10 protein-coding genes are annotated in these 11,600 nt (G+C 69.9%); 5 read left to right on the top strand and 5 right to left on the bottom strand.

Annotated features, from left to right (window positions below; genetic code table 11):
- Positions 1-291: S24 family peptidase (locus tag ETD83_RS33730; protein ID WP_138649259.1), on the top strand; the 291-nt coding region annotated here is incomplete at its 5' end.
- A 16-nt stretch (positions 292-307) separates the two neighbouring features.
- Here ETD83_RS33730 and ETD83_RS33725 read toward each other — a convergent pair.
- Positions 308-1,498 carry an NAD(P)-dependent malic enzyme gene (locus ETD83_RS33725; RefSeq protein WP_329603015.1) on the bottom strand — a complete coding sequence of 397 codons (1,191 nt, stop codon included), beginning with the start codon at positions 1,496-1,498 and terminating at the stop codon, positions 308-310.
- A gap of 360 nt (positions 1,499-1,858) precedes the next feature.
- Here ETD83_RS33725 and ETD83_RS33720 point away from each other — a divergent pair, with 360 nt between their 5' ends.
- The 4 genes from ETD83_RS33720 (at position 1,859) to ETD83_RS33705 (ending at position 5,620) form a co-directional block, all read left to right on the top strand.
- Positions 1,859-2,764, top strand: coding sequence for an ABC transporter substrate-binding protein (locus tag ETD83_RS33720; RefSeq protein WP_138649258.1), 906 nt, complete (start codon positions 1,859-1,861; stop codon positions 2,762-2,764).
- A 3-nt stretch (positions 2,765-2,767) separates the two neighbouring features.
- A complete protein-coding gene (locus ETD83_RS33715; protein ID WP_138649257.1) occupies positions 2,768-3,718 on the top strand; it encodes an amino acid ABC transporter permease in 951 nt (316 codons plus the stop codon).
- Positions 3,719-3,801: 83 nt separating this feature from the next.
- On the top strand, positions 3,802-4,554 hold the full coding sequence (locus ETD83_RS33710; protein ID WP_171064592.1) for an amino acid ABC transporter ATP-binding protein: 753 nt from the start codon (positions 3,802-3,804) through the stop codon (positions 4,552-4,554).
- A gap of 97 nt (positions 4,555-4,651) precedes the next feature.
- A complete protein-coding gene (locus tag ETD83_RS33705; RefSeq protein WP_138649255.1) occupies positions 4,652-5,620 on the top strand; it encodes a zinc-binding dehydrogenase in 969 nt (322 codons plus the stop codon).
- A gap of 18 nt (positions 5,621-5,638) precedes the next feature.
- On the opposite strand, the gene ETD83_RS33700 is transcribed toward ETD83_RS33705, so the two are convergent.
- The 4 genes from ETD83_RS33700 to ETD83_RS33685 all read right to left on the bottom strand — a co-directional run bounded on the left by ETD83_RS33700 (position 5,639) and on the right by ETD83_RS33685 (position 11,311).
- Positions 5,639-6,364, bottom strand: coding sequence for a PadR family transcriptional regulator (locus ETD83_RS33700; RefSeq protein WP_138649254.1), 726 nt, complete (start codon positions 6,362-6,364; stop codon positions 5,639-5,641).
- Between the two features lie 7 nt (positions 6,365-6,371).
- Positions 6,372-7,226 carry a DUF4097 family beta strand repeat-containing protein gene (locus tag ETD83_RS33695; protein ID WP_230421359.1) on the bottom strand — a complete coding sequence of 285 codons (855 nt, stop codon included), beginning with the start codon at positions 7,224-7,226 and terminating at the stop codon, positions 6,372-6,374.
- Between the two features lie 78 nt (positions 7,227-7,304).
- The gene (locus ETD83_RS33690) at positions 7,305-7,484 is read right to left on the bottom strand and encodes a DUF6104 family protein (RefSeq protein ID WP_138649253.1); all 180 of its coding nucleotides are present in this window, start codon (positions 7,482-7,484) and stop codon (positions 7,305-7,307) included.
- A gap of 116 nt (positions 7,485-7,600) precedes the next feature.
- On the bottom strand, positions 7,601-11,311 hold the full coding sequence (locus ETD83_RS33685; protein WP_138649252.1) for a multifunctional oxoglutarate decarboxylase/oxoglutarate dehydrogenase thiamine pyrophosphate-binding subunit/dihydrolipoyllysine-residue succinyltransferase subunit: 3,711 nt from the start codon (positions 11,309-11,311) through the stop codon (positions 7,601-7,603).
- Positions 11,312-11,600 lie beyond the last annotated feature (289 nt).

The raw sequence follows: 11,600 nt of genomic DNA, 5'->3' as shown, positions 1-11,600 counted from the left end.
GGGGACTGGCTGCTCGTGCGGACGGGCGTCCGTCCCGAGGCCGGGGACGTCGTCGTGGCCCGCCATCCGGAGCGGCGGGACCTGCTGATCGTCAAGCGCGCCGACCACCGGGCGGGGGACGGCTGGTGGCTGGAGAGCGACAACCAGCGCGCCCGGGGCCGCAGTGACAGCTGGGACTTCGGCGCCGTGCCCGACGCCCTCATCGTCGGCCGCGTCATCGCACGCTACTGGCCGCGTCCGGCGCCCCTGCGACCCGCGTCCCGCAAGGGGAACACGGGCCGCGCGAAGTGAGCCCGACCCGGCCGGGTCAGATGCGGGCGACGCCTTCCTTGCGGGCCTGGGCGGCCACCGCCTCGGAGACCGCCGGGGCGACGCGGTCGTCGAAGGGGCCGGGGATGACGTAGTCGGGGGTGAGGTCGTCGCCGACGATGTCGGCCAGGGCGGTCGCGGCGGCGAGCTTCATGCCCTCGGTGATGGAGTGCGACCGGACGTCCAGGGCGCCGCGGAAGATGCCGGGGAAGGCCAGGACGTTGTTGATCTGGTTCGGGAAGTCGCTGCGGCCCGTCGCGACGACCTTCGCGTGCTTGCGGGCGATCTCCGGGGGGACCTCGGGGGTCGGGTTGGAGAGGGCGAAGACGATCGCGTCCGGCGACATGGTGGCGACGCACGACTCGCGGACGGTGCCGCCGGACAGGCCGATGAACACGTCGGCGCCGCGCAGCGCCTCCTCCGTGGAGCCCTTCAGGTGCGACCGGTTGGTGATCGCGGCGATGCGCTCCTTGACGGGGTTCAGGCCGTCGCGGCCCTCGTAGATGAGGCCCTTGCTGTCGGACAGGGCGATGTCGCCGATACCGGCCTCGATGAGGATCCGCGAGACCGCGATGCCGGACGCGCCCGCGCCGGCCACCACCGCGCGCAGGTCGGACAGGGGGCGGCCGACCAGGCGGGCGGCGTTGGTCAGGGCGGCGAGCACCACGATCGCGGTGCCGTGCTGGTCGTCGTGGAAGACCGGGATGTCGAGCGCGGCGCGCAGGCGGTCCTCGATCTCGAAGCAGCGGGGGGCGCTGATGTCCTCCAGGTTGATGCCGCCGAAGCTCGGCGCCATCCGGACCACCGTGTCGACGATCTCGTCGACGCCGGTGCAGCTGAGCGCGATCGGCACCGAGTCGACGCCGGCGAACTCCTTGAACAGCAGGGACTTGCCCTCCATGACCGGCATGGACGCGGCCGGGCCGATGTCGCCGAGCCCGAGCACGGCGGTGCCGTCGGTGACCACGGCGACGACCTTCGACGTCCACGTGTAGTCGTAGGCCAGTTCGGGGTGGTCGGCGATCGCGGTGCAGACGCGGGCGACGCCCGGCGTGTAGGCCAGCGACAGGTCGTCCTTGTCGCGGACCGGGATGGTCGACCGCATCTCCAGCTTCCCGCCGCGGTGCAGCGGGAACGCCGGATCGTCGTCCAGCGCGGAAAGTTCGATGGGAATTGGCTGAGCGGCCACTGCGACCCCTGTCAGTGAAAGTTGGCTTTCTTCGACGCCGCCGCGGTGCTGGTGGTCTGGTGGCCGGTCACCCGGTGGTCATCTCGTGACGTACGGGGGTCACCCGTTGTCTGATTGTGCCATACCCCCTCTCAAATCCTGATTGAGAGACGATGGTGGCGATGGTCACGCGGGCGTTGCCGAAGTGTAGCGATCCGGTTGCGTTCCGTGGGGAAGATCGTGTACGGCGTACCGACCCGGGGCTCGCTCGTTGCGTTATTGTTTCGCACCCTTTATCCAGATCAGGGAGGTTGTACGCCAAGATGTGCACCTGACCTACGGATCTACGCGGATCCGACGCAACCATCTGAAGGGGGACCAGTGATCACCGGTTCTCTGCGCCGTCACGGGATCGTGACGGGCGTTCTTGTGCTGACGGGCGCGCTCGCGCTTTCGGCGTGCGGCGAGAAGAAAGACGAGACGGGTGGGGGCCCCAAGATCACCGCTTCGGGCGGCGCGGACGCCAAGCTGGCGGGGATGGTCCCCGACGCGATCAAGTCGGACGGCAAGATCCTCATCGGCACCGACTCCACGTACGCGCCGAACGAGTTCCTGGACACCGACGGCAAGACCGTCGTCGGCTGGGACCGTGAGCTGTTCGACGCGGTGGCGGCCAAGCTCGGCCTGAAGACCGAATGGGTCTCCAGCAAGTTCGACGACATCGTCCCGGGCGTCCAGTCCGGCAAGTACGAGGCGGGCGTCTCCTCCTTCACCGTCAACGACGAGCGCAAGAAGGTCGTCACGATGGTGAGCTACTTCAACGCCGGTACCCAGTGGGCGACCAAGAAGGGCAACCCCGCCGGCGTCCAGCCCGACGACGCCTGCGGCAAGAAGATCGCCGTGCAGAAGGCCACCGTGCAGGTCGACGACGTCCAGAAGCGCTCGAAGGAGTGCACGGCCGCCGGGAAACCCGCGATCACCATCGACCAGTACCAAGGCCAGGACCAGGCGACCGCGGCGATCGTGTCCGGCAAGGACGACGCCGGCCTCGCCGACTCGCCGATCATCGCCTACGCGGTGAAGAAGACCAACGGCCAGCTCGAACTGCTCGGCGACATCTACGAGGCCGCCCCGTACGGCTTCGTCGTGCAGAAGGAGCAGACGCAGCTCGCCGAGGCGATCGCCGGCGCCACCAAGGCCCTCCAGGCGGACGGCACCTACAAGAAGATCCTGGAGAAGTGGAACGTGCAGGCGGGGGCGATCAACGACTCGGCCGTTAACCCGTAGCCGATGGCGGACCTCACAAAACCTACGCCGGAGCCGGCGCGGCCTGAGGCGATCAAGGCCGTGCCGGTCCGGCATCCCGGCCGCTGGGCGGCGGTGGCGGTCATCGCGGTGCTCACCGCGATGTTCGTCCACATGCTCGTGACGAACGAGAAGTTCCAGTGGTCCTTCCTCGTCGACAACGCGTTCCGCCCCAACATCATCCGAGGCGTCTGGACCACCATCGCGCTGACCGTGCTCGCGATGGTGATCGGTGTCCTGTTCGGGGTCGTCCTCGCCGTGATGCGGCTGTCGGACAACCCCGTCCTCAGCGGCGTCGCCTGGCTCTACACCTGGTTCTTCCGGGCCGTCCCCCGCCTCGTGCTGGCGATCCTGTTCGGCAACATGGGCATCCTGTACGCCAAGTACCGCGTCGGCGGGGTGCCGTTCGCGGGGCAGCTCGGCGACCTCATGGGCGTCGACATCGACGGCACCCTCTTCACGCTGGACGCGCGCACGCTGCTGACCGGCTTCATGGCGGGCCTGCTGGCGCTGGCGCTGTCGGAGGCCGCCTACATGGCGGAGATCGTGCGCGCCGGCATCCTGTCGGTCGACCCGGGCCAGGAGGAGGCCGCGGGCGCCCTCGGCATGTCGCGGTTCCAGACCATGCGCCGGATCATCCTGCCGCAGGCGATGCGCGTCATCGTCCCGCCGACCGGCAACGAGACCATCGCGATGCTCAAGGACACCTCGCTGGTGGCGTACGTCCCGGTCACCAACGAGCTGTTCTTCCAGCTCCAGGCCGTCGGCACGCGGACGTTCAACGTCTTCCCGATGCTGGTCGCGGCCTGCATCTGGTACCTGATCCTGACCAGTTTCCTGCTGGTGGGGCAGTACTTCATCGAACGCCACTTCTCGCGCGGCTCGGCCGCGGGCCAGGCGAAGGGCCTGCGGGCCGGCAGGAGGGAGACGGCATGACCGAGCCGACCGATCCGCCCGAGCCCACCGTCCCGGCCGGGCCCGCGGGCCCGGTCGAGCCCGCCGAGCCGGCGGCCGATCTGATGGTCAGGGCCGAGCAGGTGCACAAGTCGTTCGGGCGGCTCGAAGTGCTGAAGGGCATCGACCTGGAGGTCAGGCCCGGCGAGGTGATGTGCGTCGTCGGGCCGTCCGGATCGGGCAAGTCGACGTTCCTGCGCTGCATCAACCACCTGGAGAAGATCGACTCCGGGCGGCTGTGGGTGAACGGCCACCTGGTCGGCTACCGGGAGTCGGGCGGCAAGCTCTACGAGCTCCGCGATCGCGAGGTCGCCGCGCAGCGCCGCGAGATCGGCATGGTGTTCCAGCGGTTCAACCTGTTCCCGCACATGACGGCGCTGGAGAACATCATGGAGGCGCCGATCCGGGTGAAGCGGCTGCCGAAGGCGGGCGTCCGCGACCGGGCGCTCGCGCTGCTGGCGCGGGTCGGCCTCGACGACAAGGCGCAGAGCTATCCGGCGCAGTTGTCCGGCGGGCAGCAGCAGCGGGTCGCGATCGCGCGGGCGCTGGCCATGGAGCCGGCGCTGATGCTGTTCGACGAACCCACCTCCGCGCTCGACCCGGAGCTGGTCGGCGACGTCCTGGAGGCCATGAAGCAGCTCGCGCTCGACGGCATGACCATGATCGTGGTGACGCACGAGATGGGGTTCGCCCGGGAGGTCGGCGACTCGCTGGTCTTCATGGACGAGGGCGCCGTCGTCGAGAAGGGCACGCCACGTGAGGTGCTGGCCGACCCGAAGCACCAGCGCACGAGGGACTTCCTGTCCAAGGTCCTGTGACGCGCGCGCCCGGATCCCCGGTCGTGCGCAGGCCGAAACGGCCCGTCCCCTGGGGGCGGGCCGTTCGCCTGCCGGACGGACGGTTAGTGTGCGTTTCATGTTCGCTGTCACGGCTACGAAGATCGACGCAGACAATCCGCTGAACGGGCTGACGGCAGGTGAGCGGCCCGATCCCGACGTGCCGGACGGCTGGACCACCGTCACGGTCAAGGCGGCCGCGCTCAACCACCACGACCTGTGGTCGCTCAAGGGCGTCGGGCTGCCCGCCGACCGGCTCCCGATGATCCTCGGCTGCGACGCGGCCGGGGTGGACGAGGACGGCAACGAGGTCATCGTCCACTCGGTGCTCGGCGACCCGGGCCGGGGCGGCGGCGACGAGACCCTCGACCCGAAGCGGTCGCTGCTGTCGGAGGTGCATCCCGGGACGCTCGCGGAGAAGGTCGCGGTGCCGCGCCGCAACCTCGTCCCGAAACCGGCCGGGCTGTCGTTCGAGGAGGCGGCGTGCCTGCCGACGGCGTGGCTCACCGCGTACCGGATGCTGTTCGACAAGGCGGGCCTGCAGCCGGGGGCGACGGTGCTGGTCCAGGGCGCGGGCGGCGGTGTCGCGACCGCGGCGATCGCGCTGGCGTCGGCGGCCGGCTACCGCGTCTACGCCACCAGCCGCACCGAGGAGAAGCGCGCGCGGGCGCGCGAGCTCGGCGCGGACGTGGCGGTCGAGACGGGCGCGCGGCTGCCGGAGCGGGTCGACGCCGTCATCGAGACCGTCGGGCAGGCGACGTGGTCGCATTCGCTGAAGTCGCTGCGGCCCGGCGGGCGGATCGTGGTGTCCGGCGCGACCAGCGGGGCGGTGCCGCCGGCGGAGCTGAACCGGGTGTTCTTCCTGCAGCTGTCGGTGATCGGGTCCACCATGGGGACGCGCGACCAGCTGGAGCGGCTGGCGCGGTTCCTGGTCAAGACGGGCACCAGGCCGGTGATCGACCGGACGCTGCCGCTGAGCCGGGCGCACGAGGGGTTCGCCGCCATGGCCGAGGGCGACCTCTTCGGGAAGATCATCTTCACGCCCTGAGGGCGCCCGTCTCCGCGGTTACCGGGCGTCCTTGCGGAAGATCTCCCGCTTCAGGCGCTCGCAGGTCTCGTTCAGGAGGGTCTGGGCGGCGGCGAGGTCGTCGTCGTCCAGGCGCGACGCCTTCGCTGCCTTGCGGACGTCCTCGACGAACCCGCGGAGCAGGCGCTCCAGCTTGAGGCGGGCGACGTCCTCACGGGTCCCGGTGGCGGTCTTCCAGGCGTCCTCCCAGTTCTTCCGCCACTCCTCCGTCCACGCCTGCTTCTGCTCGCGCCAGTAATCCTTCTGGCGCTTCCACTCGTCCTTCTGGCGCTCGGTGGTCTCCTTCCAGGCGTCCTTGGACGAGGTCCTGCCCTGGTCGCGCATCGTCCGGGCGGCCTGGGTGAGCTCCTCGCGCAGCGTCCGGACGGTCTGCCGGACGTCCTCCTGCACGCCGCGGGCGAACTCCTGCGCCGACGCGGAGATCTCCTCCTCCAGGTCGGCCAGCTCGTCCATGCGGCGCTCCAGCTCCTCGCGGCCCTTGTCGGTCAGCGAGTACACCTTCTTGCCCTTGATCACCTCGTGGGTGACGAGGCCCTCCGACTCCAGCCGGGCGAGCCGCGGGTAGATCGTGCCGGGTGAGGGCGAGTAGACCCCGAGGAAGCGGTCCTGCAGGAGCCGGATCACCTCATAGCCGTGACGCGGGCTCTCCTCCAGGAGCTTCAGCAGGTACAGCCGCAGGCGACCGTGACCGAAAACGGGGCTCACGTGGTCCTCATTTCTCCATTCGCGGGGTGGTGATCTCGGGTTCGTCGTCGCGTCCGACGAGGGTGACGGCGCCGGACACGGTGTTGACCGTCAGCCGTCCCGTGCCGTTCCCGATCTTGCCGGACCGGCTGCGTGCGAGGAGCCCGTCCTGCTCGGCGAGCTCGGGGAACGTCGTGTCCAGCGGCCCGGCGGCCGAGTTCAGCGTGACCTGCGCGTCCGCGGAGTAGGGGATGCGCAGCGCCACCTCGCCGGACACGGTGTTGACGTCCACCCGGGCGTCGCCGCCCAGGTTCACGTCGGCGGCGATGCGCCCGCTGACCGACCGCGCCCCCAGCCGGGTGACCGAGCCGCCGGCCAGGGTCAGGTCGCCGGAGACCGAGGTGAACGAGACCGTCCCGTCCAGGCCCTGCGCCTCGATCGCGCCGGAGACGGTGTTGGCGTCGATCGCGCCCGCCACCCCGTCGAGCGTCACGTCACCGGAGGCGCTCTTGATGGACGTGCGGGACGTCGTGCCGGTGACGACGGCGTCCGCCGACACGAGGTTGAGGGTGACCGGGCAGTCGCGTGGGACGGTCACGGTGACGGCGGCGCGGCACCGCTGGGTGCGCAGCCAGCTCAGCACGCCCTCCCACAGGTTCTCGTGCGTGACCGTCAGCATGCCCGCCTCGTGGGTGACCACCAGCGGCGGGCCCTCGACGTCGCCGATCATGATGGACGGGCGCTCGTCGGAGGCGAGCACCGAGATGGTCCCGGCGATCAGCGTGGCCCGCAGGGCGACCACGCCGTCGAAGTCGAGGGTGGCCGGTTCGTCGATCGTCCAGCGCGACATCGAGATCTGCCCTTCGTCCGAGCTGCGCTCCATCCAGTTAACACGATATGTCGCGTCTCTGGAAAGTCAAGATGTATCGCGTTTTTCGCAGCCTCCCCGGCCGTGCCGGCCCTACTCGTCCTCCTCCTCGTCCAGCCGGGCCAGCCAGGTGGCGAGCCGTTCGACGGACGTCTCGAACTCGGGGTTCAGATCGACGAACTCGCGCAGCCGCTCGGCCAGCCACGCCAGGCTGACCTCCTCCGCGCCGCGGCGGTCCGCCAGCTCCTCGATGCCCCGATCGGTGAAGTACATTGCCTGGTTTCTCTTTCGTACTGATCCGGCCGTACTGATCCGGCCGGGGACGCCGAGGGCTCCGGCGCCTCGCCCCGGAGCCCTCGACGTCCGACCCGTGTACGTGGGCCGACCGTTTACCTGGGCTCGAACAGCCTGGCCAGCAGGGCCTCCTGCTCGGCCTGGTGCAGCTTCGCCGAGCCCACGGCCGGGGACGAGGACGCCGGACGCGACACCCGCGACAGCTTCAGCCCGTCGACGTGGTGCGGCAGCTTCAGCGCCATGAACGGCCAGGCGCCCATGTTCGCCGGTTCGTCCTGCACGAACACGACCTCGACGCCCGCCGGATACTTGGCCAGCTCCGCCTTGATCTCGTCGACCGGCGGCGGGTAGAGCCGCTCGATCCGGACGACGGCCGTGTCGGACGCGCCCGCGGCGTCGCGGGCCTTGACCACGTCGTAGTAGATCTTGCCGGTGGTGAGCAGCACCCGCCGCACGCCCGCCGGGTCGATCGCCGGGTCGCTCTCCGGGATGACCGGCTGGAACGCGCCGCCGGTGATCTGCTCGACCGGGGACGTGGCCGCCTTCAGCCGCAGCAGCGACTTCGGCGTGAACACCACCAGCGGCTTGTGCCGCCCCGACAGCACCTGCCAGCGCAGCAGGTGGAAGTAGTTCGCCGGGGTCGTCGGATAGATCACGGTCATGTTGTCCTGCGCGCACAGCTGCAGGAAGCGCTCGATCCGCGCGGAGGAGTGGTCGGGCCCCTGCCCCTCGTAGCCGTGCGGCAGCAGCAGCACGACCCCGGAATGCTGGCCCCACTTCTGCTCGCCGGAGGAGATGTACTCGTCCACGATCGACTGGGCGCCGTTGGCGAAGTCGCCGAACTGGGCCTCCCAGCAGACTAGCGCGTCGGGGCGGGTCATTGAGTAGCCGTACTCGAAGCCCATCGCCGCGTACTCGCTGAGCAGCGAGTCGTGGACGTAGAACTTCGACACGCCCTGCCCGAACTGCTTGAGCGGCGTGTACTCCTCACCGGTCCTGCGGTCGACGAGGACGGCGTGCCGCTGGCCGAACGTCCCGCGCCGGGTGTCCTGCCCGACGAGCCGGACCGGGTGGCCGTCGATCAGCAGCGAGCCCATCGCGAGCAGCTCGCTGGTCGCCCAGTCGATCGCGTCGTCCTCGATCATCTGCGCGCGGCGCTGCAGGATCGGCTGGAGCCGCGGGTGCGGGGTGAACCCCTCCGGCAGGCTGACCTGCGACTCGATGATCCGCTTGACGGTCTCGGCCGGGATCGCCGAGCCCGCGCCGCCGTGGTCGATCGGGATGCTCTCCTCGACGTCCGGCTTCACCACCGAGCCCGGCTCCTGCGGCCGCTTCACCGCCTCGCGGGTCTCGGTGAAGGCGCGCTCCAGCTGCTCCTGGTAGTCGCGCAGCGCCTGCTCGGCCTCCTCGACGGTGATGTCGCCGCGGCCGATCAGCGCCTCGGTGTACAGCTTGCGCACCGAGCGCTTGGCGTCGATCAGGTCGTACATCAGCGGCTGGGTGAACGAGGGGTTCTCGCCCTCGTTGTGGCCGCGCCGCCGGTAGCAGACCATGTCGATGACGACGTCCTTCTTGAACGTCTGCCGGTACTCGAACGCCACCCGCGCCACCCGCGCGCACGCCTCGGGGTCGTCGCCGTTCACGTGGAAGATCGGCGCCTGGATCATCCGGGCCACGTCGGTGGAGTAGACGCTGGAGCGCGAGTACTCCGGCGCGGTGGTGAACCCCACCTGGTTGTTGATGATCACGTGGACGGTGCCGCCGGTGCGGTAGCCGCGCAGCTGCGACAGGTTCAGCGTCTCCGCGACCACGCCCTGCCCGGCGAACGCCGCGTCGCCGTGCACCAGGATCGGCAGCACGCTGAACCCGGCCTCACCGACGTCCAGCAGGTCCTGCTTGGCGCGGACGACGCCCTCCAGCACCGGGTCGACCGTCTCCAGGTGCGAGGGGTTCGCCACCAGCTCGCAGTGGATCTTGGAGCCGTCGTCGGCGACGAAGTCGCCCGCCGCGCCCAGGTGGTACTTCACATCGCCCGAGCCCTGCGCGGAGCGCGGGTCGAGGTTGCCCTCGAACTCGCCGAAGATCTGCCCGTAGGACTTGCCGACGATGTTGGCCAGCACGTTCAGCCGGCCGCGGTGCGCCATGCCGATGACGACCTCGTCCAGGCTGTCCTTGGCCGCCGCCGAGATCACCGAGTCCAGCAGCGGGATGACCGACTCGCCGCCCTCCAGCGAGAACCGCTTCTGCCCGACGAACTTCGTCTGCAGGAACGTCTCGAACGCCTCCGCGCTGTTCAGCCGGCGCAGCACGTGCAGCTGCTCCTCGCGGGACGGCTTCTCATGCGGGACCTCCACGCGCTCCTGGATCCAGGCGCGCTCCTCCGGGTCCTGCATGTGCATGTACTCGATGCCGACCGTCCGGCAGTACGCCATCCGCAGCACGCCGAGGATCTCGCGCAGCTGCATCGTCGGCTTGCCGCCGAACCCGCCGGTCGCGAACTCGCGCTCCAGGTCCCACAGGGTGAGGCCGTGCTTGAGGATGTCGAGGTCGGGGTGGCGGCGCTGCTTGTACTCCAGCGGGTCGGTGTCGGCCATCAGGTGGCCGCGGACCCGGTAGGCGTGGATCAGCTCGTGGACGCGGGCGACCTTGGCGACGTCGTCCTCATGGGTGGCGGAGATGTCCTTCACCCAGCGCACCGGCTCGTACGGGATCCGCAGCGCCTCGAAGATCTCGTCGTAGAAGCCGTCGGCGCCGAGCAGCAGCTCGTGGATGCGGCGCAGGAAGTCGCCCGACTGCGCGCCCTGGATGATCCGGTGGTCGTAGGTGGAGGTCAGCGTCATCACCTTGCTGATCCCCATGCGGGCCAGGGTGTCGCTGGACGCGCCCGCGAACTCCGCCGGGAACTCCATCGCGCCCACGCCGATGATCGTCCCCTGGCCCGGCATCAGCCGCGGCACCGAGTGGACGGTCCCGATCGTGCCCGGGTTCGTCAGGCTGATCGTCGTGCCCTGGAAATCCTCAAGCGTCAGCTTCCCGCCCCGGGCCTTGCGGACGATCTCCTCATAGGCGGCCCAGAACTGGCGGAAGTCGAGCGTCTCGGCAGCCTTGATGCTCGGCACCACCAGTTGCCGCGACCCGTCGCTCTTCTGCAGGTCGATCGCCAGCCCGAAGTTCACGTGCTCCGGCCTGACCAGCACCGGCTTGCCGTCCACCTCGGTGAACGCCGCGTTCATCGCCGGCATCGCCGCGAGCGCCTTGACGATCGCGTAGCCGATCAGATGCGTGAACGAGACCTTGCCGCCGCGCCCGCGCTTCAGATGGTTGTTGATCACAATGCGGTTGTCGATCAGCAACTTCGCCGGGACGGCGCGCACGCTCGTCGCCGTCGGCACGCCCAGGCTGGCCTCCATGTTGGACGCCGTCCGCGCCGCGACCCCGCGCAGCCGGACCTCCTCGGCGCCCTCGGGCACCGGCGGCGGAGCGGGCTTCTGCTGGGGCGCCGGCGCGGGCTCGGTCTTTCCGGGCTGCGCCTTCGGGGGCTTCACGGGCTGCGGTGTCGGCGGAGCGGCCGCTGTGCCGTTCGCGGCCTTCGCGGCCGCGCCATCGGTGGGCGCCTGGGGGGACGCGGGGGTCGCGGACGTCGGCCGGCTGTCCGGCTGGTAGTCCGCGAAGAAGTTCCACCAGGCCTCGTCAACCGAGTTCGGGTCTTCGAGGTACTTCTGGTACAGCTCGTCGACCAGCCACTCGTTGGCACCGAAGTCTGTCATCTTTGGGTCGGCACTAGTTTGCGACGACTCTGTCGACACGGCGGAGATCGCCCTCTTCCGCAGCTCGCAGGTAAGTTCTGAGACGAATCAAGGCTACTGCAGTGTTGACCCAGGGGGGCGACCCCCTGGAACCCCCGTCACGAGCCGGTCGATCCTCACGCCACGGTGCGGGTTTCGTGACCGTGCGGGTCATTGACCGTGGCGCTCCGGTCGCCCGGCTCGGCGGGTCGTGCGACCTCCGGCGCTGGGCGCCTCCGGCCGCACGACCGACCCGTGACCCCGGCTGAGGTCCGGTCCACGTCGGTGGGCCTGTCGCTTATACACATCT

It is taken from the genome of Actinomadura soli (assembly GCF_005889715.1).
Taxonomy (GTDB): Bacteria; Actinomycetota; Actinomycetes; order Streptosporangiales; family Streptosporangiaceae; genus Spirillospora; species Spirillospora soli.
The sequence above is the reverse complement of the archived record's forward strand: the minus strand, read 5'-3'. Positions and strand labels throughout refer to the sequence as shown.

Excerpts from the sequence above, each read along its gene's own strand:
- ETD83_RS33715 (WP_138649257.1), top strand. The coding sequence starts at position 2,768 with ATGGCGGACCTCACAAAACCTACGCCGGAGCCGGCGCGGCCTGAGGCG.
- ETD83_RS33710 (WP_171064592.1), top strand. The coding sequence starts at position 3,802 with ATGGTCAGGGCCGAGCAGGTGCACAAGTCGTTCGGGCGGCTCGAAGTG.
- ETD83_RS33705 (WP_138649255.1), top strand. The coding sequence starts at position 4,652 with ATGTTCGCTGTCACGGCTACGAAGATCGACGCAGACAATCCGCTGAAC.
- ETD83_RS33695 (WP_230421359.1), bottom strand. The coding sequence starts at position 7,226 with ATGGAGCGCAGCTCGGACGAAGGGCAGATCTCGATGTCGCGCTGGACG.
- ETD83_RS33690 (WP_138649253.1), bottom strand. The coding sequence starts at position 7,484 with ATGTACTTCACCGATCGGGGCATCGAGGAGCTGGCGGACCGCCGCGGC.